This window comes from Nonomuraea sp. NPDC049684 (assembly GCF_044465345.1).
GTDB lineage: Bacteria > Actinomycetota > Actinomycetes > Streptosporangiales > Streptosporangiaceae > Nonomuraea.
In genome coordinates, this window is the sequence record NZ_JBITLO010000021.1 from 84072 (window position 1) to 102468 (window position 18397).

19 protein-coding genes are annotated in these 18397 nt (G+C 71.5%); 11 read left to right on the forward strand and 8 right to left on the reverse strand.

All coding sequences use genetic code 11. From position 1 onward, the window contains the following. Positions 1-41: 41 nt before the first annotated feature. The 5 genes from ACIBST_RS43440 (at position 42) to ACIBST_RS43460 (ending at position 3199) form a co-directional block, all read left to right on the forward strand. Positions 42-554 carry a VOC family protein gene (locus ACIBST_RS43440; protein ID WP_397179343.1) on the forward strand — a complete coding sequence of 171 codons (513 nt, stop codon included), beginning with the start codon at positions 42-44 and terminating at the stop codon, positions 552-554. A gap of 69 nt (positions 555-623) precedes the next feature. Further along, positions 624-1031, forward strand: a complete 408-nt coding sequence (locus ACIBST_RS43445) for a Zn-ribbon domain-containing OB-fold protein (protein WP_397179344.1) — start codon at positions 624-626, stop codon at positions 1029-1031. Beyond that, entirely contained in the window at positions 1028-2155 is a 1128-nt protein-coding gene (locus ACIBST_RS43450; RefSeq protein ID WP_397179345.1) for a thiolase C-terminal domain-containing protein, read from the forward strand. Before ACIBST_RS43445 ends, ACIBST_RS43450 begins: the two co-directional genes overlap by 4 nt. Positions 2156-2269: 114 nt before the next feature. Continuing rightward, positions 2270-2521 carry an SCO4226 family nickel-binding protein gene (locus ACIBST_RS43455; RefSeq protein WP_358294765.1) on the forward strand — a complete coding sequence of 84 codons (252 nt, stop codon included), beginning with the start codon at positions 2270-2272 and terminating at the stop codon, positions 2519-2521. 198 nt (positions 2522-2719) lie between these two features. Beyond that, positions 2720-3199: a hypothetical protein gene (locus ACIBST_RS43460; RefSeq protein ID WP_397179346.1), complete on the forward strand. Its 480-nt coding sequence runs from the start codon at positions 2720-2722 to the stop codon at positions 3197-3199. 27 nt (positions 3200-3226) lie between these two features. Here ACIBST_RS43460 and ACIBST_RS43465 read toward each other — a convergent pair whose 3' ends face one another. Both ACIBST_RS43465 and ACIBST_RS43470 read right to left on the reverse strand, forming a co-directional pair. Beyond that, the gene (locus tag ACIBST_RS43465; RefSeq protein ID WP_397179347.1) at positions 3227-5344 is read right to left on the reverse strand and encodes an acetate--CoA ligase family protein; all 2118 of its coding nucleotides are present in this window, start codon (positions 5342-5344) and stop codon (positions 3227-3229) included. A 3-nt stretch (positions 5345-5347) separates the two neighbouring features. Continuing rightward, a complete protein-coding gene (locus ACIBST_RS43470; protein ID WP_397179348.1) occupies positions 5348-6529 on the reverse strand; it encodes an acyl-CoA dehydrogenase family protein in 1182 nt (393 codons plus the stop codon). A gap of 80 nt (positions 6530-6609) precedes the next feature. Here ACIBST_RS43470 and ACIBST_RS43475 point away from each other — a divergent pair, with 80 nt between their 5' ends. Continuing rightward, entirely contained in the window at positions 6610-7221 is a 612-nt protein-coding gene (locus ACIBST_RS43475; RefSeq protein WP_358294757.1) for a TetR/AcrR family transcriptional regulator, read from the forward strand. Here ACIBST_RS43475 and ACIBST_RS43480 read toward each other — a convergent pair. Both ACIBST_RS43480 and ACIBST_RS43485 read right to left on the reverse strand, forming a co-directional pair. Further along, positions 7208-8032 (reverse strand): MaoC/PaaZ C-terminal domain-containing protein, encoded by an 825-nt coding sequence (locus ACIBST_RS43480; RefSeq protein WP_397179349.1) that lies wholly within the window; start codon positions 8030-8032, stop codon positions 7208-7210. The two genes, ACIBST_RS43475 and ACIBST_RS43480, sit on opposite strands and share 14 nt — an antisense overlap. A gap of 1 nt (position 8033) precedes the next feature. Continuing rightward, on the reverse strand, positions 8034-8933 hold the full coding sequence (locus ACIBST_RS43485) for an SDR family oxidoreductase (RefSeq protein WP_397179350.1): 900 nt from the start codon (positions 8931-8933) through the stop codon (positions 8034-8036). Between the two features lie 76 nt (positions 8934-9009). On the opposite strand from ACIBST_RS43485, the gene ACIBST_RS43490 reads away from it, so the two are divergent. The 3 genes from ACIBST_RS43490 (at position 9010) to ACIBST_RS43500 (ending at position 12106) form a co-directional block, all read left to right on the forward strand. Further along, on the forward strand, positions 9010-10440 hold the full coding sequence (locus tag ACIBST_RS43490) for an MFS transporter (RefSeq protein ID WP_397179351.1): 1431 nt from the start codon (positions 9010-9012) through the stop codon (positions 10438-10440). Between the two features lie 77 nt (positions 10441-10517). Further along, positions 10518-10901: an acyl-CoA thioesterase gene (locus ACIBST_RS43495; RefSeq protein WP_397179418.1), complete on the forward strand. Its 384-nt coding sequence runs from the start codon at positions 10518-10520 to the stop codon at positions 10899-10901. A gap of 50 nt (positions 10902-10951) precedes the next feature. Further along, positions 10952-12106, forward strand: a complete 1155-nt coding sequence (locus ACIBST_RS43500) for an MFS transporter (RefSeq protein ID WP_397179352.1) — start codon at positions 10952-10954, stop codon at positions 12104-12106. On the opposite strand, the gene ACIBST_RS43505 is transcribed toward ACIBST_RS43500, so the two are convergent. From ACIBST_RS43505 to ACIBST_RS43520, 4 genes are all read right to left on the reverse strand, one after another. Beyond that, entirely contained in the window at positions 12101-13609 is a 1509-nt protein-coding gene (locus ACIBST_RS43505; protein WP_397179353.1) for a glycoside hydrolase family 13 protein, read from the reverse strand. The genes ACIBST_RS43500 and ACIBST_RS43505 overlap by 6 nt on opposite strands. Before the next feature lie 16 nt (positions 13610-13625). Further along, entirely contained in the window at positions 13626-14006 is a 381-nt protein-coding gene (locus ACIBST_RS43510; protein WP_397179354.1) for a globin, read from the reverse strand. 9 nt (positions 14007-14015) lie between these two features. Further along, positions 14016-14903 carry a mechanosensitive ion channel family protein gene (locus ACIBST_RS43515; protein WP_397179355.1) on the reverse strand — a complete coding sequence of 296 codons (888 nt, stop codon included), beginning with the start codon at positions 14901-14903 and terminating at the stop codon, positions 14016-14018. 544 nt (positions 14904-15447) lie between these two features. After that, positions 15448-15732: a hypothetical protein gene (locus ACIBST_RS43520; RefSeq protein WP_352360547.1), complete on the reverse strand. Its 285-nt coding sequence runs from the start codon at positions 15730-15732 to the stop codon at positions 15448-15450. A 272-nt stretch (positions 15733-16004) separates the two neighbouring features. Here ACIBST_RS43520 and ACIBST_RS43525 point away from each other — a divergent pair, with 272 nt between their 5' ends. Next, positions 16005-17561, forward strand: coding sequence for an XRE family transcriptional regulator (locus ACIBST_RS43525; RefSeq protein ID WP_397179356.1), 1557 nt, complete (start codon positions 16005-16007; stop codon positions 17559-17561). After that, positions 17558-18046 carry a GNAT family N-acetyltransferase gene (locus ACIBST_RS43530; RefSeq protein WP_397179357.1) on the forward strand — a complete coding sequence of 163 codons (489 nt, stop codon included), beginning with the start codon at positions 17558-17560 and terminating at the stop codon, positions 18044-18046. The genes ACIBST_RS43525 and ACIBST_RS43530 overlap by 4 nt, the downstream gene beginning before the upstream one ends. Positions 18047-18397 lie beyond the last annotated feature (351 nt).

The window sequence follows — 18397 nt, forward strand, 5'->3', positions numbered from 1 at the left end:
AGAATCAAATTCTAGGATTCGTACGTAGTGAGGAGCCGGGCGTGGACCTGGAACTTGACGGCCTCGACGTGACCTTCGACCACACGGCCGTGGCCGCTCCCCGGATCAGGGACCTGCTGCCGATCTACCGCGACCTGCTCGGAGGCCGCCACCTGGGAGGCGGCGGGGACAACCGGGTCAGCGGGTACCGCACGCTGCAGCTCACGTACTCCAACGGGAGCAAGGTCGAGCTGATGGAACCGCTGACCGGGTCCACGTTCTTCGACAGCTTCTTCGAGCTGACGCGGGGGCGGGGCGGCGTCCATCATCTGAACTTCCACGTCGCGGACATGGACGCGGCCGTCGCCCGGCTCACCGGGCGCGGCTACCGGCTGCACGGGCTCAACCGGGCCGACGCGCGCTGGCAGGAGGTGTTCCTGCACCCCAAGGAGGCGCACGGCGTGCTGATCCAGCTCGCCTGCCCGGGGTTCCGTGACCCGGCCGAGGCCCGCCCGGCGCTGGAGGAGGTGCTGGCTGGACGCGGCCGCAACGGCGACGGCATCCCGAGCCCCTGAGCCGCGGAGGCTTCCCCGCAACCGAACCTGGCTCTAGAGTGCGATTCTAGAACTAGAGTGGGGAGGCCCATGAAACCGGCACCGAAGCCAACACCCGAGACCCAGCCGTTCTGGGACGGCACGGCCGCGGGAGAGCTCAGGATCCAGCGCTGCCAGACGTGCGCGCGGCACTACTTCTACCCCCGGCCGAGCTGCCCCCACTGCGGCGGCGGCGACGTGGAGTGGGTGCGCGCGACGGGCCGCGCGACCCTGTACTCGTACGTGATCAACCATCGCCCCGCGCCCGGCTTCGAGGCCGGCGGGCCCTACGCCATCGCCGTCGTGGAGCTGGAGGAGGGCGTGCGGATGATGACCAACATCGTCGGCGTGCCCAACACCCCCGAGGACCTGCCGCTGGACATGGAGCTGCGGGTGGTGTTCGAGCGGCGCGGCGACGTGCACGTGCCGCTCTTCGAGCCCGCGGAGGGCGGCCGATGAACATCGTGATCGCCGGGGCGGCCGAGACCGACGAGATCGGCCGCCTGCCGGACCGCTCCACCTTCCAGCTCCACCTGGAGGCCGCGCGCAACGCCCTCGCCGACGCGGGCATGACGAAACACGACATCGACGGCATCGCCACGGTCGGCACGCCCGGCCCGATCCAGGTCGCGCACGCCCTCGGCATCACGCCCTCCTGGCTCGACGGCACGGGCGTGGGCGGGTCGTCGTTTTTGTTCCACGTGCGCCACGCCGCCGCCGCCATCAGGGCCGGGCTGTGCCGTACCGTGCTGATCACGCACGGCGAGTCGGGACGGTCGCGGGTCGGCGCCGGCCGGTGGGGGCTGGGCGCGGACTCGCTGCTCGGGCAGTTCGAGCTGCCGTACGGGGTGGTCGGGCCGCCGACGTCGTTCACCGTCACGGCGCTGCGCTACATGAAGGAGACCGGCCTCACCCACGAGCAACTGGCCGAGGTGGCGGTCGCGCAGCGCCGCTGGGCGGCCCGGAACCCGCGGGCCATGTACCGCGAGCTCGTCACGGTCGCGGACGTGCTTGCGTCGAAGCTCGTCGCCTACCCCTTCCACCTGCTGGAATGCTGCCTGGTGACGGACGGCGGCGGCGCGCTGGTGGTCACCTCCGAGGAGCTGTCGCGCCGCTCGCCGGTGTACCTGCTCGGCTCCGGCGAGGCCATGGACGCGCCGATGGTCTCGCAGATGGAGGACTTCACCACCTCCAAGGGCTTCCGCCTGTCCGGCCGGGCCGCCTTCGCCGAGGCCGGGATCGCCCACGACGACGTCGACCACCTGATGGTGTACGACGCCTTCGCCCACGTGCCCCTCTACGGCCTGGAGGACCTGGGCTTCGTCGGCCGGGGCGAGGCCGGGGCGTTCGTCGCCGAGGGGCACACCTCGCCCGGCGGCCGGCTGCCGATGAACACCAACGGCGGCGGCCTGTCCTACACGCACACCGGCATGTACGGCATGTTCGCCATCCAGGAGTCGGTGCGGCAGCTCAGGGGCGAGGCCGCGGCCCAGGTGCCGGACGTGGAGGTGAGCGTGGTGCTGGGCAACGGCGGCATGTTCGCCTCCGCCGCGACCCTCGTCCTGGCCTCCCGGTTGCCCTAGGTTCCGCGCACGGCCCTCCGGGCAGGCGAGCCCGGACGGGCCGATGGAACGGGATGGAACGGAATGGAACGCCTCTCCATCGGAAGCGGAAGATCCTGAGAAGAGGAGACGGCGATGCCGAAGTTCATGGACGTGCACAGTGGTTTCGTCGGCGTCACCGAGGAGCAGTTGCGCGAGGCCCACGAGCGGGACCTGGCGGTCGAGGGGGCCGAGGGCGTGCACTTCGAGCGGGCCTGGCTCGACCCGGACTCGGGCAAGGTGTTCTGCCTGTCGTCGGGGCCGTCGAAGGAGGCGGTGATGCGGGTGCACGAGAAGGCCGGCCACCCCACGACGGAGATTTACGAGCTGCCCATCGAGGTCGAGTAGCGACGACTCGGCCACCGGACCGGTGACGGCCGCCCGCGCTGCTGCGGACGCGGGCGGCCGCCACCGAGACGCCCCGAGCCACGAGGTCCAGGCGGGCGGGGGCGCGCGAAGCCGTACGGGCAGGCGGGGGCGTCAAAGGTTGCCAGGCGGGCGCGTCGGGCGCCCGGCCGCGCATGCGGGCCGTACTAGATTCGTCGGGTGAGCACGGGGGCCGCGCGCGGGGTGGGGCGGTTCGTCAACGGCGAGTCGGTCTACGGGACCATCCTGACGGCCGGCGTCGTCTCCGGGCTCTCGCACTGGATCGCCGACCCGGCCGAGCTGCTGGCCACCGCGATCGGCACGGTCATCGTGTTCTGGATCGCGCACGCGTTCGCGGAGATCGTCGGCGACCGCTCGCCGGACGTGCGCAAGGCGGTGAGGGGCGCGGTGACGCGGTCCACGGGCATGTTGTGGGGGCTGGTCCCGCTCACGGTGATCCTGTGCGTGGCGATGACCGGCGTGATGTCCGTGGACGCGTCGGTGTACCTGGAGATCGGCGTGTCGGTCGTCCTGCTGACCGTGCTCGGCTTCTTCGCGGCGGCGCCCAAGACCGACCGGCTCTGGGTCCGGCTGCTCTGCGGAGCCGGCTCGGGCGCCCTGGGGGCCGTGATGATCCTGCTGAAGAGCCTTGGGCATTGAGCGCGGCGCCCGAGCCGCCGGGGCAGGTCAGGAGGGCGGCGGGCGCCAGGTGATGAGGGCGTCCAGGGCCTCGACGCGGGAGCCGGTGACCAGGAGCGGGTTGATCTCCAAGGACTCCAGGTCGTCGCCCAGGCTCTCGGCGAACGCGGCGATCCCGGCCACCACGTCGGCCACCGCGTCCAGGTCGGCGGGCTCGGTGCCTCTGGCGCCGTCCAGCAGGGCCGCGCCGCGCAGCTCGGACAGGGCCCGGCGTACCTCGGCGGCGTCCACCGGCAGCACGCGCAGGGCCGCGTCTCGCAGCACCTCCACCCAGACGCCGCCGAGCCCGACCGCCAGGGTGAGCCCCCAGGCCGGGTCGCGCACCACGCCCGCCAGCAGCTCGATCCCGCCGCCGCGCTGCGGCTGGACCAGGACGCCCGCGTCGGGGGCGTGCGCCCGCGCCGCGGCCACCACCTCCCGGTACGCCTGCCGCACCTCCTCAGGTCCGGACAGCCCGAGCCGCACCCCGCCGATGTCGCTCTTGTGCCCGAGCCCTTCGGCGGCGGCCTTGAGCACCACCGGGTAGCCGAACCGCTCGGCCGCGGCCACCGCCGCCGCCTCGTCCGCCGCGGTCTCGGACGGCACGACGGGCAGCCCCGCGGCGGCCAGCAGGGCGGCGGCCCGGTGCTCGGCCCACACGCCGTGCGCGCCCTCCGGCGCGCCCCTGGATGCGCCGGCGACCGTCCGCCCGGCCGGGCCGCCGCCGGTCAGGGCCCTGCGGTGGGCCTCCGACCAGCGCACCGCCGCGCCGAGCGCGGTCAGGCCGTGCTCGATCCCGCCCATGACGTACGGGAACCCGGTCTCCCGCTGCACCTGCCGGCCGAACTCCGTGACGTCGGTCAGCACGTTGCTCACCACCACGACCGGCACCGGCGACTCGGCGATGCGCCGCGCGCTGGCCTCGTACATGGCCAGGACGGGCGCGGGGTCCGCGGGGGCGATCCTGGGCGGTTCGGACAGCAGCATGACCAGGTCGATGCCGGGGTCGGCGGTCACCGTCTCCAGGGCCCGGCCGAGCAGGGTGCGGTCGACGAGGACGTAGCCGGTGACGTCGAGCGGGTTCTGCACCGTGCCGAACGACGGCACGATCCCGGCCAGGCGCTCGACCGTCGCCGCGGAGAAGGGCGGCAGCTCCAGCCCCTCGTCCTCGGCCCGGTCCGCGATGATCTCGGACGCGCCGCCGGACGGGGTGACCACGCCCACCCGGCGGCCGGGCAGCGGGCCGGTGGCGGCCAGCAGCCCTGAGGTGATGATGAGGTCCTCCAGCGAGCGCACCCTGATCACGCCGAGCTGGCGCATCGCGGCGTCGATGACGTCGTCGTCGCCCACGAGCGCGCCCGTGTGGGCCTGCGCGGTGTGCGAGGCGAGGCGGCTGCGGCCGATCTTCAGCGCCACGATCGGCTTGCCCGCCGCCAGGGCCCGGCGGGCGACCCGGGAGAACTCGGCCGGGTTCCTGATCGTCTCCAGGAACAGGGCGATGACCCGGGTCGCCGGGTCGTCCACCAGGTAGTCGACGACGTCGGTGACCGTGACGACCGACTCGTTGCCCATCGAGGTCAGCAGGCTGATGCCGACGTTGCGGGCCTGGGCGAAGCCGAGCACCGAGCTGGCCAGCGCGCCGCTCTGCAGCACCACGCCGACCGACCCGCGCAGCAGCGGCTCGGGGATGGGCAGCCCGTACGGGGTCACGTCGGCGGCGGCGTTGATGTAGCCGTTGCCGTTCGGCCCGAGGATCGTCAGGCCGTTCTCGCGGGCGAACCCGGCGATCTCCGCCTCCATCCGCGCGCCCTCCGCGCCGGCCTCCCCGAACCCCGCCGTGAGGACGACGTAACAGCCGATGCCCAGCTTGGCGCCCTCCTTGAGCACGCCGAGCACGGCGGCCGTCGGCACCATGACGTAGGCCAGGTCGACGGGGGAGGGGATCTCGGTCAGGCTGCGGAAGGCCGGCGACCCGTGCACCACCCCGCCCCTGGGATTGACCAGGTGGACGGGCCCGGAGAAGCCGTGGGTGCGCAGGTTCAGCAGCGTGCTGACCGACCAGCCCGACTTGTCCGTGGCCCCCACCAGGGCGATCGAGCGCGGGTTGAACAGTGCCTCGACCGACATGGGCTACTCTCCGATCAGGCCGAGCCTGGCGTGGCCCTTGATGAGGTTGCGGGCGATCGTGCGGCGCTGGATCTCGTCGGTGCCCTCGAAGATGCGCAGCAGGCGCAGCTCCCGGTACCACCGCTCGACCGGCAGCTCCTTGGTGTATCCCATGCCGCCGTGGATCTGCAGCACCCGGTCCACGACCTGGTTGGCCATCACGGCGCCGTTGAGCTTGGCGATGGAGGAGGCGTGCCGGGCGTCCATGCCCTGCTGCACCTGCCAGGCGGCATGGAGGGTGAGCCACTTGGCCGCCTCGATCTCCACCTGGGAGTCGGCGATCATCCACTGGATGGCCTGGTACTCCGAGATGGTCTGTCCCATCGACTTGCGGATCTTGGCGTAGTCGATGGCCATCTGGAGCATGCGCTCGGCGGAGCCGATGGCACGGGCCGGGATCATGTACCGTCCTTGCCCGATCCACTGCATGGCAAGCTCGAAGCCCTTGCCGAGCTCGCCCAGGATGTTCTCCTCGGGCACCCGCACGTCCTGGAACACCAGCGCCGCCGGCCCCCACTCGCCCATGGTCGGGATGGGCTCGGACGTCCAGCCCATGTCCCGGTCGACCAGGAAGCACGTCACGCCGTGGCCCTCGGCCACCGCGAACACCATGACGAAGTCGGCCTCGCTGCCGCCGGTGATGAACGTCTTCTCGCCGTTGATCACCCACTCGGCGCCGTCGCGGGTGGCGCGGGTGCGGATGTTGCGGGCGTCGGAGCCGGCGCCCGGCTCGGTGATCGCGAAGCAGGACCGCCGCTCGCCCTCGATGGTGGGGACGAGGTAGCGCTGCCTCTGCTCGTCGGTGCCGGCGTAGAGGATGTTGTCGGCGCTGCCGCCGAAGGAGAAGGGCACGAACGTGCGGCCCATCTCCATGGCGATGATCGCGGACATGATCGGGCCGAGCGCCGCGCCGCCGTACTCCTCGGGGGTGTTGATGCCCCAGAAGCCCGACTTCCTGGCCTTGGCGCGCAGGTCGCGCACGACCTCGGGGTCGAGCCCCGGCCGCCCTTCGCGCTCGTTGCGCAGGACCTCCGGCTCCAGCGGCATGATCTCTTTCTCGATGAAGGCACGCACGGTGTCGCGGATCTGCCGTTCCTCCGGGCTGAGCGAGAAGTCCACGGCCGCCTCCTGAATTTCTAGAATCATTCTCTAGTACGCGATTCTAACCCGCCCGCGGCACTGGTCAAGAATCAGATTCTAGAATTCGGCGGGATAGAATGCCTGGCATGGCACGCAAGTCCTCGTGGGAGTGGAGCCGTACGGCTCAGACGCGCAAGAGCATGTTGCAGGCGGCCCGTGAGGTCTTCAGCGAGCACGGCTTCGCCGACGCCAACGTCTCGGAGGTCGTGGCCCGCGCCGGCTCCAGCGTCGGCAGCCTCTACCACCACTTCGGCGGCAAGACCGAGCTGTTCCTCGCCCTCTACGAGGACCACCAGGCGGCCCACGAGCAGGCGTCGGCCGCCAGCGTCGCCAAGGCCAAGAAGGAGGGCGTCAGCGACCCCGTCGAGCTGCTGATCGCCGGGGCCCGCGCCTACCTCGACGGCGCCTGGGACCGGCGCGACCTGGTCAGGCTCTTCATCGACGGCGACGGCCCGCCCGGCTTCGAGCTGATCCGCCGCACCCGCGGGCGCGAGTGGGTGCGCCAGAACGCCGTCCTGCTCGGCGCCGGGGGAGACCCCCTCGACCGGTTCACGGTCGCGGTGCTGACCAGCATCATCGGCGAGGCCGCCCGCGAGGTGGCCACCTCCGACACCGAGGAGGAGGCCAGGGAGATCATCGAGGCGGCGATGAAGCTCATCCACCGCCTCGATCCCCTCAGGGGGCTCAGCGACGACTGATCGTCGCCCGGCCGCGGTCGATCACCACCGTCCCGTCGTCCTTGGCGGTGCGGAACAGCACGTCCTCGCCGTCGGCCCAGATGGAGACGGCCAGCGGCTCGCCGGGGAACACCGGGCTGCTGAACCGGCCCGACATCGCCCTGAAGCGCGACGGGTCCGACCCGGCGAGCGTGTGCAGCAGCGCCCGCCCGGTCACTCCGTACGTGCACAACCCGTGCAGGATCGGCCGGTCGAACCCGGCCCTGGCGGCGAACTCCGGATCGCTGTGCAGCGGGTTGCGGTCGCCGGACAGCCGGTAGAGCAGCGCCTGGTCCGGCCGGGTCGGGTAGGTCACCTCGTGGTCGGGCGCCCGGTCCGGCGCCGCCCACTCGTCGCGGGGCCCCCGGTCGCCGCCGAAGCCGCCCTCGCCACGGATGAACACCGAGCTGCGCGAGGCGATCACCAGCTCGCCGGTCTCCAGGTCCACGGCCCTGGCCTCGGTGGTCACCAGCGCGCCCGAGCCCTTGTCGTAGATGCCGGTCACCTTCGACGTCGTCCGCACGCCGCCCGCGGGCGGCAGCTCGCGGTGCAGCTCGAAGCCCTGCTCGGCGTGGACCAGCAGGGCCGGGTCGAAGTCGCCCAGCCGCCGCCCCGGCGCCTGCGCCGCCAGCACCGCGAACGTCGGCAGCACCCGCTGCCCCTTCTCGGTGGCGAACTCCAGCTCCTCCAGGCCCGAGCCGACGCCGAGCGCGTACAGCATGGTGTCCTCGGCGGTCCAGGTGCGCTCGTGGGCCGGGCCCTCGACGCCGATCAGCGAGTGGTCGAGCGGCATGTCAGTCCTCCCGTCCGGGGACGCGGCCGTTGGTCAGGGCGTTGGGGGCGGCCTTGTCCACCAGGGCGGGGATGACCGCGCCCAGCTCGGCCGGGTCCCAGCGGCCGCCCTTGTCCACCCCGGGGCCGGCGTGCCAGCCCTCGGCCACGCTGATCATGCCGCCGCGCACGTTGAACACCCGCCCGGTCACGCCGCGCGCCTCGGCGCTGGCCAGCCAGACCACCAGCGGCGCGATGTCGTCGGGGTCGGCGCCGGTGGCCCCGGCCGGGATCAGGTTCTCCGTCATGCGGGTGAGCGCGGCGGGGGCGATGGCGTTGACGGTCACGCCGTAGCGCTCCAGCTCCCTGGCGGCGATCACGGTCAGCCCGGCGATGCCCGCCTTGGCCGCGCCGTAGTTGCCCTGGCCCGGGTTGCCGTAGATGCCGGAGGACGACGTCGTGTTGATGATCCGGGCGTCCGGCCGCTCGCCGGACTTGGCCCTGGCCCGCCAGTAGGCGGCGGCGTGCCGCAGGGGCGCGAACGTGCCGCGCAGGTGCACCCTGATCACCGCGTCCCACTCCTCGGCGGTCATGTTGACCAGCATGCGGTCGCGCAGGATCCCGGCGTTGTTGACCAGCACGTGCAGGTCGCCGAAATGCTCGACGGCCGATCTGATCAGGCGCTCGGCGCCGTCGAAGTCGGAGACGTCCTCGCCGTTGACGATCGCCTGGCCGCCCATGGCCTCGATCTCGGCCACCACCTCGGCGGCGGCCCCGGACGAGCCGGTGCCGTCCACCTCCGCGCCCAGGTCGTTGACCACCACCTTCGCGCCCTGCCTGGCGAACTCCAGGGCGTGCCCGCGCCCGATGCCCCTGGCCGCACCCGTGACGATCACCACGCGACCTTCGACGATCCCGCTCATCCGACACCTCGATCCTTGACCGGCCGACGATTTGAACTGGATTCTAGTATCAAAATCTAGAAAGGACAGGCCCTTGGTGACGACGACCACCGCTCCCGTCGGCCACGCCTGGCGCACGCTGTCGGTCGTGAGCCTGGCCAGCGTGCTGATCGGGCTGGGCGGCAGCGCGATCAACGTGGCGCTGCCCGAGATCGCCCGGCACACCGGGGCCGACGCCACGGCCGCGGGCTGGATCCTGCTGGGCTTCCAGTTGACCACGACCGTCCTCATGGTGGTATTCGGCCGCTTAGCCGACATGTTCGGCAGGCGCAGGATGTACCTGATCGGGCTGGCCGTCTACACCGGGGCCGCCCTGCTCGCCGGGCTGGCGCCCGGCGCGTGGGTGATCGTGGCCATGCGGGTCGTGCAGGCGGCCGGCGCCGCGATGCTGCTCACCAACAGCGCCGCCCTGGTCAGCGACGCCTTCCCGCGCGAGCGGCTGGGCGAGGGCATGGGCGTCTACGTGGCCTCCTTCTCCATCGCCGGGCTGATCGGCCCGACGCTCGGCGGCCTGCTCGCCTCGAACCTGGGCTGGCGCTGGGTGTTCTGGTTCAACGTGCCCATCGGGGTGATCTGCCTGGTGTGGGGCGCGCTCACGCTGCGGCGGGTCGAACCGGCCGGCCGCGAGCGCGGGCTCGACCTGCCGGGCAGCGTGCTCGTGCTGGTCACGCTGGGCGGGCTGCTGCTGGCGCTGTCGGAGTTCGGCCGGCTGGGGTGGGGGCATCCGGTGGTGGCCGCCGGGCTCGCCGCGTTCGCCGTGGGCCTGCCGCTGTTCGCGGCCAGGGAGCGGCGGGCCGCCCATCCCGTGGTGGACCTGCGGCTGTTCCGCGACCGGGCCTTCGCCTTCGGCACGCTCGCCTCCTTCCTCAACGCCGTCGCTCGGATGGGCATGGTGTTCCTCGTCGCGCTCTACTTCCAGGCCGTACGGGGGGACGATCCCGTACAGGCCGGGCTGAAGGTGCTGCCGCTGGCGGTGGCGGCCATGGTCGCGTCGGTGACGTCGGGCTTCCTCCAGCGGCTGACCAGCGCGCGCACCCTCGCCGCGGCCGGGGCCGCCACCACGACCTGCGGCCTGCTGGCGCTGCTCGGCACGATGTCGGCGAGCACGCCGTACCCGGCGGTGGCCGCCGGGCTGGTGCTCATCGGCCTCGGCTCGGGCGTCTTCCTGCCCTCCAACACCACCGCCATCCTGGACGGCCTGCCCTCAGAACGCCTCGGCATCGTCAACGCCATGCGCCTCATGCTCCAGAACACCGGCAACGTGGTCGGCACCGGCCTGGTGCTGTCGATCATCACCGCGCCGCTGCCCGCCGCGCTGCACCGGCGGGTCTTCGCCGGGACCCTGTCGCAGCTCTCCGGCGACGCGGTCGGCCTGCTCGTGACCGGTTACCGCTGGGCGCTCACCTGCATGGCCGCGATCTCGGTGCTGACCGTGCTGGCCTGCCTGGCCCGCCGCAAGGCCCGGTGACCGGCGGGCCGGACGGTACGGGTACCGTGGCGGACGTGGCAGAACCCTCCCCGGCGCACCGGCACGTCTTCCTCCGCATGGTCAGATTCGCCGACATCGACTCCCAAGGGCATGTGAACAACGTGCGCTTCCTCGACTACCTGGAGGACGCCCGCTTCGGCATGTTCGCGATCGATCCGGTCAGGGCGGGCGAGGCGCCCTTCGGAGGGCTCGTGGTCACCCGCCACGAGATCGATTACCGCCGCCCGCTGGGCCTGCGTCCCGAGCCGGTCAGGGTCGAGACCTGGGTCACCCAGATCAGGCCGGTCCGCTTCACCCTGGCCTACGAGATCCGCGACGACGACGAGGTCTACGCGACCGCCACCTCGGTGATCGTGGCCTACGACGTCGAGCGGGCCGCGCCGCGCCGGCTCGGTGAGGACGAGCTCGTCCTGCTCAAGCGCTACTCGGCCGAGGGCTGACCGCCCTGGAACCGCAGCCGCCCTCCGGGACGGGCAGGAAGCGCTGGCTGATGCTCGCGCTGGGCGTCAACGCGCATGCGAGCGTCACCTTAGGACTGTTCGGCCTGCCTCTCGTCATGCCGGAAATTGAGCGACATTTCGGTGTTCCGCTGGCAGTGGCCGGAGTCATTGGAAATGCCCCGGGAATCGGCGTTCTGGTGGCGCTCGTCGCCTGGGGCGCGCTGGCCGACCGGCACGGCGAGCGCCTGGTGCTCGGCATCGGCGTGAGCGTGGCGGCCGTGCTGCTCGCCGCCGTCGCCTTCGCCGGGCCCGCCTGGGCCGTGATCGCGCTGCTCGCGCTGGCGGGGGCGGCCGGCTCGGCGGCCATGGTCGGCGGCGGCCGGATCGTCCTGCGCTGGTTCCAGCCGCCCGAGCGAGGGGTCGCCATGGGCCTGCGCCAGGTGTCCTACACCCTCGGCATGGCCGTCGCGGCGTTCGTGCTGCCGCCGGTCGCGCGGGCGCACGGGCTGCCCGGCGTGCTGCTCGTCTGCTCCGCCGTGAGCCTGCTGGCCGCCGTCCTGGCCGCGCTGTTCCTGGCCGAGCCGCCGCGCTCGATCGCCGGGGGGAGCGCGGGGCCGGCGCGGTCGCCGTACCGGCAGCCGGCGCTGTGGCGGGTGCACGCGACCAGCGGGCTGCACGCGGTGCCGCAGATCGTGGTCAGCACGTACGGCGTCACCTGCCTGGTCGGCCTGTACGGCTGGGACGCCGTGGCCGCCGGCCAGCTCTTCGGCCTGTCGGCCGTCGCCGGGGCCGTGGTCCGCGTGGCCGTCGGCCGCTGGTCGGACCGGGTCGGCCTGCGGATGCGTCCCCTGCTGCTGCTCACCTGCGCCTGCCTGGCCGTGCTCGCCCTGCTGGTCGTGGGCACGGCGACGGACAGCCTGCTCGGCCCGGTGGCGCTGGCCACGGCCTCGGTGCTCACCGTGTCCGGCAACGGGCTGGCCTACCTGCGGGCGGGCGAGCTGGCCGGCCCCGCCTGGGCGGGCAGGGTGCTCGGCACCCACAACACCGTCCAGAACGTCGTCGCCCTCGGGGTGACGCCGCTGGCCGGGGCGCTGATCACCGGGACGGGGTACTGGGCGGCGTACGCGGCCGGCCTGGCCTGCGCGCTGGTGTCGCTGCCCGTCATCCCCGTCCGCGGCGAGCAGCGGGCCGGCCCTCGGTCATGAGGCCCTGCGCAGCCACACGGCGGTGTCCGGCGGCAGCGTCCCGGCCTGGACCGGGCCGCTGGACAGCAGCATCGCGTCGTGCGGCGGCAGCCGTACGGCCTCCATCCCGCAGTTGATCGCGCAGATCAGCGGGCCCCTGGAGAAGAAAAGCGCTCCCTCGGGGGAGTCCAGCCACTCCAGGGTGTAGGGAATCACACCCGCCAGCTCGCGGCGGCAGGCCAGGGCCCGGCGGTAGAACTCCAGCGTCGAGTCCGCGTCGCCCTCCTGCTTCTCGGCCGTCAGCTCGGCGAAGGCGGCCGGCTGCGGCAGCCAGGGCCGCACGCCGGGCGGCGAGAACCCGTAGGAGGGCGACTCCGCCGACCAGGGCAGCGGCACCCGGCAGCCGTCGCGGCCCGGCAGCTTGCCCTCCGACTGGAAGAACACCGGGTCCTGCCTGGCCTCGGCCGGCAGGTCGGTCACCTCCGGCAGGCCCAGCTCCTCGCCCTGGTAGAGGTAGGCGGAGCCGGGCAGCGCCAGCATCGTGAGCAGCGCCGCCCTGGCCCGCGCCAGGCCCGTGCCGGGATCGGCGGTCTCGTAGCGGGTGCGATGGCGTACGACGTCGTGGTTGGACAGCACCCAGGTGGCGTACGGGACCGAGGCCAGGGTGTCGTCGATCACCTTCTTGAACGCGGTCGGCGACCACGGCGCCTGCAGCCAGGCGAAGTTGAAGCTCTGGTGCAGCTCGTCCGGGCGCACGTAGAGGGCCAGGTCCTCGGCGCTGTCGGTCCAGACCTCGCCGACGGCCATCCGCTGGCCGGGGTAGCTGTCCAGCACCTTGCGCCAGTCGCGGTAGACGCCGTGCACCTCCGGCTGCCCCCAGACCGGCGAGACCGACGTGAACGACTGGTCGCCGACGTCGGGCAGCCCATCGGCCTTGTACAGGCCCATCGCGACGTCGATGCGGAACCCGTCCACGCCCTTGTCCAGCCAGAAGCGCAGGACGTCGAGGAACTCCGCGTGCACCTCGGGGTTGCGCCAGTTGAAGTCGGGCTGGCCGGGGGCGAACAGGTGCAGGTACCACTGCCCGTCGGGGACCTGGGTCCAGGCCGGCCCGCCGAACGTGGACTGCCAGTTGTTGGTCGTGTCGCGGAAGACGTACCGGTCGCGCTTCTCGCCCCGCAGCGCGGCCTGGAACCAGGGGTGCTCGGCGGAGCTGTGGTTGGGGACGATGTCCACCAGCACCTTCAGCCCGTGCTCGTGGGCCTCGGCCACCAGCGCGTCGAAGTCGGCCAGCGTGCCGAACAGCGGGTCGACGCCGCGGTAGTCCGCCACGTCGTAACCGCCGTCGGCCATCGGAGAGGGGTAGAACGGCGTCAGCCAGATGGCGTCGACCCCCAGCCTCCTCAGGTACGGGATCCGCTCCCGCACCCCGGCCAGGTCGCCGACGCCGTCTCCGGAGGCGTCGGCGAAGCTGCGAACGTAGATCTCGTAGACGACGGCATCACGCCACCAGGGGATATCCATGTGGGCGTCATGCCCGTTATGTCGGCGAGTTCACCAAGCTGTGGGCCGCATAGACCAGATAGTCCCAGAGCCGGGTCGCCTGATCCTCGGGCAGGCCGAGCGAGTCGACCGCGTCACGCATGTGACGCAGCCAGGCGTCGCGCTCGGCCTCCCCGATCACGAACGGCACGTGCCGCATGCGCAGCCGGGGATGGCCGCGCTCCTGGCTGTAGGTGTTGGGGCCGCCCCAGTACTGGATCAGGAATCCGCGCAGCCGGTCCTCGGCGCCCGTCAGGTCGGGCTCGGGGTAGAGCGGCCGCAGCAGGGGGTCTTCCGCGACACCTTCGTAGAAACGGTGGACGAGGCGGCGGAAGGTCTCCTCGCCGCCTACGGCGTCGTAGAAGGAGGTCTCTGTCACGTTCTCACCTTATGCAATGGCGACCATGGGGATTCCGGCGGAGTCCAGGGCGGCCTTCACCCTGAGCCGGATCTCCCGGGCGACCTCGGCCTGGCGGGAGGGCAGCGTCTTGGCGGTGATGCGGAACACCAGCGCGCTGTCGGAGAGCTGCTCCACGCCGTACACCTGGGGCTCCTCCACGATCACGCTCTCGCGGAACTCGGGGTCGGCCCAGATCTCCTCGGCCACGATCTCCAGCGCCGCCCGCACGGCGGTGATGTCGGCGTCGTAGGCCACCGGTACGTCGAAGTAGGCCCGCGACCAGCCCTGCGACTCGTTGCCGACGCGGGTGATCGTGCCGTTGCGCACGTACCAGACGCGGCCGTCGGCGTCGCGCAGCCGGGTGACCCGCAGGGTGACCGCCTCGACGGTGCCGACGGCGGCGCCCGCGTCGATCACGTCGCCCACGCCGTACTGGTCCTCCAGCAGCATGAACATGCCGGCGATGAAGTCCTTGACCAGCTCCTGCGCGCCGAAGCCGATCGCCACGCCCAGGATGCCGACGCTGGTCAGCAGCGGGGCGATGGGGATCGTCAGCCGGTCGAGCACGGTCAGGATGGCGGTGCCGAGGACGACGATGGAGGCGATGTGCTTGAGCACCGACCCCATGGTCTCGGCCCGCTGCTTGCGGCGCTCGTGCAGCAGCGCGTCGATGCCGTCGGTGGCCGCGTTGCGGCGGAACCTGTTGGTGAGCGAGCCGCCGGTGGCCGCCCGGTTCACCACCTTGGTGATCACCCGGTGTGAGATGTTCCGCACGACGAATCCGAGCACCAGGATCAGGACGATGGTGATGAAACTCGCCAGCAAGGGCGCCCACGCGGCGTTGTCGAGCCAGTCGACCAGGGGACCACAGAACACCGTGTCACCTTGACAGGCTTGCGCCATCTGCGAGCTCACTTTGTCCAAGTCCTGCACGAGCGACGAATCTGCCGGCGTGGGTGTAGGCGATGGCCCTGATGTCACCAACAGGAACACTGGGTGGATTCCCCCTCAGGAAGCGGTTCGGTCAGCGGCAAATCAGTCCAATTGGATCTAAAAATACCGCTGACCGAACCGGCCGCCGTCACATCACGCCGGGGAAGACGGGGTCGCCAGGTCTCTGGGCCGCGGAGGGAGAGACCGGACGCTCCGATGACGGTCGGCTCGGACGGGCCACACACCCGGAAGCATGGCCCGTACCGGTTCCAAGGGGGGAGGTGATCCCCCCGGCACCCGGCGGGCGCACCCGCCGGGCTGATCTGCGCGCACGGGCGTCGCGCCCGCGCGAAGGGCCGGAACCGGCGGGACGATCAGGGGCCCGGGGATCCGGACGCCCTCCGCACCGATCGTCCCGCCGGCCCCGCGGGGCCGCCGTGGGGGCGGTGACCCGTGGTGGCTGCGCTCCACCCGGATCACCGCGTCGTCACTCTCCCACCGCGGCGAGCACGCGTGCGACCTTGGTCGCGGCACCGGCCGGGTCGTCGGCCGTGTGCATGGGTTCGCCCCAGGACCAGCAGTACCACCAGTCGGGAAGGTCCGAGGCGTTCGCCGGCCGGCAGGTGACGTTCTCGGACAGGCTCGTCGCCTTCGGGTTGATGACGCGTACGAACTGCCGGCCGCTCTGGGTCTGGACCACTCGTGCGAGCAGACCGCGAGCGCCGAGTTCGGATACGAGGCGCTGCAGATGTCCGATCTTGTCGTCCGTCACCTTCTCGTCCTCCTTGGGAATCGTTGCTGGTGGGCCAAACATGGCTCAAGTCAACAGCACACGCAACGCCGTCCTGCTGATCACAGGGAGTGGCTATTCCCTCATGGGTTGTAAGAAACAGTCCCTCGGAGGACGATCCTTAACCGTAGGCTTGATGAGCACGTTTCCAAACGGTCCTCACTGCCTCATAGTCATCTCTAGGCGAAGAGCTACTTGAGGGCTACGCTGAGTCACCAGTCTTGACGGGTCGAGACATCGGGAGAGGGGCCGGGATGTCCGGCAGGCAGCACAGGGAAACGGAGATCGCCCGGCGGATCAGGGCCAAGGGCCTTGCCACCGGGCGCACCTCCGCCCAGATAGCTGAAGAGATCCACGAGGCGTGCTCGCCGCAGTTCAGCACGACCCGCATCAAAGCGCACCGCCTGTCCTACGGCATCGCGCTCGCGGACGTGATCGAGCAGGTGCGCGCGTTGTTCGAGCGCGACGCCAAGGCGCCGCCGGGCATCGGCGAGACGTTGCTGTCGGCGTACGAGAGCGGGCTCAAGCGGCCGGGCCCCGAATACCTCCACTACCTGTGCTCGGTCTACCGGGTCGAGCCCATCGAGCTCGGCTTCGACGGGCCCTGCATCTGCGGCCACGGCCACCGGATGCCCGGCGTGCTCGGCGAGCCCGCCAACCGCGTGCCCGGGTCGGCGTCGCTCCCGCGCGACCTGGTGATCCATCCGATGACCGTCGAGGCCGACGCCCAGGAGGACGAGAACATCCTCCGGCGCACGTTGTTAAATCTGCTCGACACCGACGTGTCGTTCAAGCAGCAGTTCGACGGGCCGGTGCTGGGGGCGTGCGAGGGCATCCGGCGGCGGATGGACGAGACGCTGGTCTCGGCCACCGTGTCGGGCGGCATGCTCGACCAGTGGGAGGAGGCGACGCTGGCCTTCGGCCGCCAGTACACCACGACGCCCCCGCTGCGGTTGCTGTGCGACGTGCTGCTGGAGCTGAGCGCGGTCCGCACGGCGTTGTCCCGGCGCCAGCCGATCGACCTCCAGGACCGGCTGTGCCGCATGGCCGCGCAGCTCGCCGGCCTGAGCGGCATGGTGATGATCAACCTGGGCGACCACCGGCTGGCCCGGTCGTTCTTCCGCACCGGCCGCATCGCCGCCGACGAGACCGGCGACCGCGCGCTGCGGGCCTGGATCACGGCCAGGGAGTCGCTCGTCCCCCTCTACTACGGCGACGCCCGCGAGGCGCTCAACCTGGCCAAGAAGAGCCGCGACCTGGCGGGCGCCGTGCCGTGCGTGGCCCAGGCCATGGCGCCGGTCGTCGAGGCGCGGGCGCTGGCCATGCTCTCGGGCACCGACAGCAAGAAGGAGGTCGTCGACCAGGCCAAGCGCGCGCTGGCCCGGGCCAGGAGCGCCTTCGCGCACATGAAGAGCGAGGAGCAGGAGGACATGGCCTTCGGCTACACCGAGAAGCAGCTCTACTTCTACCAGGGCGATGTGCTCACCAAGCTCGGCCAGACCATCGAGGCCGAGGTGGTGCTCGACCAGGCCCTCGGCCAGTACGAGGACCACGTTCTCGACCAGACCCTGATCAGGCTCGACCAGGCCCAGTGCCGCCTCCTGGAGGGTGACATCGACGAAGCCCTGCACATTGGGACGAACGCCTTGCGCAATCTGGGGGATGAATACCTTACGGACCTCATCATCCGCCCAGCGCTCGCGCTGGAGCAGGCGATCATGAAGAAGGACGACAAACATCAGATGCTGGCTGAATTCAGCGCCCAGCTGCGGCGTCGGAAATTGGCCCAGAAGGAAGGGAGCGGTGGATGACGTTGAAGATCCGGCGGTACCGCTGGTCCGATCTCGACACCATCCTCGCGCTGCACCGGATCTGCCTGGCCGAGGTGGGTCTCCAACCCGGCGACGGCGTCTACTACGACGACGACTTCCCCCGCATCCAGGAGATCTACCTGGCCTGCGGAGGTGACTTCATCGTCGGCGAGACCGGCTCGCGGGTGGTCGCCATGGGCGGCCTGAAGCCCGTCGACCGGGAGACCGCCGAGGTGTGCAGGCTCCGGGTCCATCCCGACTTCCAGCGGCGCGGCTACGGCGGCGCCATGCTCTCGGCCCTCGAAGACCGCGCCCTGGAGCTCGGCTTCAGCAGCCTGCGCGGCGACACCACGCTCAACCAGGGCGCGGCCCTGGCGCTGTACGCCCGTCAGGGCTGGCGTGAGCTGTCGCGCCGCCAGGTGGGCGACCTCGTCGTCATCTACGGCGAGAAACGGCTGGCGCCCGCGCCGGCCATGGAGCTCTAGCTCCGACGACGACGCCGCGGTCCGACGCTTCCGGATCCGGCGGTCTCCCGCCCCATCCCCTCCTGGGGCCCTGGCTGGTTCTCCCTTTCCGCCCCCGCGGCGCTCCTGCGACCTCTACGCTCAGGCGTGACCACACCGCCTCGCGATGATCGCGGAGAGTGACGATCTCCGGGGCGAGGCGTCGGCCCGTTCGCACGGTACGCGCACGCGTCCGTACACAGTGCGAATGTGGAGAGCTCGGCCGTACCAGGCAGTAACCGCAGGAAAGAGCAGTTTTCGCCGCCGCCGGTATGGATGTTTCGGGCCTGGAGTGAGGGTCTTAACTCCAAGTGGAACAGTAACCTCACCGGC

Excerpts from the sequence above, each read along its gene's own strand:
- ACIBST_RS43445 (WP_397179344.1), top strand. The coding sequence starts at position 624 with ATGAAACCGGCACCGAAGCCAACACCCGAGACCCAGCCGTTCTGGGAC.
- ACIBST_RS43450 (WP_397179345.1), top strand. The coding sequence starts at position 1,028 with ATGAACATCGTGATCGCCGGGGCGGCCGAGACCGACGAGATCGGCCGC.
- ACIBST_RS43455 (WP_358294765.1), top strand. The coding sequence starts at position 2,270 with ATGCCGAAGTTCATGGACGTGCACAGTGGTTTCGTCGGCGTCACCGAG.
- ACIBST_RS43465 (WP_397179347.1), bottom strand. The coding sequence starts at position 5,344 with ATGTCGGTCGAGGCACTGTTCAACCCGCGCTCGATCGCCCTGGTGGGG.
- ACIBST_RS43470 (WP_397179348.1), bottom strand. The coding sequence starts at position 6,529 with ATGATTCTAGAAATTCAGGAGGCGGCCGTGGACTTCTCGCTCAGCCCG.
- ACIBST_RS43475 (WP_358294757.1), top strand. The coding sequence starts at position 6,610 with ATGGCACGCAAGTCCTCGTGGGAGTGGAGCCGTACGGCTCAGACGCGC.
- ACIBST_RS43480 (WP_397179349.1), bottom strand. The coding sequence starts at position 8,032 with ATGCCGCTCGACCACTCGCTGATCGGCGTCGAGGGCCCGGCCCACGAG.
- ACIBST_RS43485 (WP_397179350.1), bottom strand. The coding sequence starts at position 8,933 with ATGAGCGGGATCGTCGAAGGTCGCGTGGTGATCGTCACGGGTGCGGCC.
- ACIBST_RS43495 (WP_397179418.1), top strand. The coding sequence starts at position 10,518 with ATGGTCAGATTCGCCGACATCGACTCCCAAGGGCATGTGAACAACGTG.
- ACIBST_RS43500 (WP_397179352.1), top strand. The coding sequence starts at position 10,952 with ATGCTCGCGCTGGGCGTCAACGCGCATGCGAGCGTCACCTTAGGACTG.
- ACIBST_RS43505 (WP_397179353.1), bottom strand. The coding sequence starts at position 13,609 with ATGGATATCCCCTGGTGGCGTGATGCCGTCGTCTACGAGATCTACGTT.
- ACIBST_RS43525 (WP_397179356.1), top strand. The coding sequence starts at position 16,005 with ATGTCCGGCAGGCAGCACAGGGAAACGGAGATCGCCCGGCGGATCAGG.
- ACIBST_RS43530 (WP_397179357.1), top strand. The coding sequence starts at position 17,558 with ATGACGTTGAAGATCCGGCGGTACCGCTGGTCCGATCTCGACACCATC.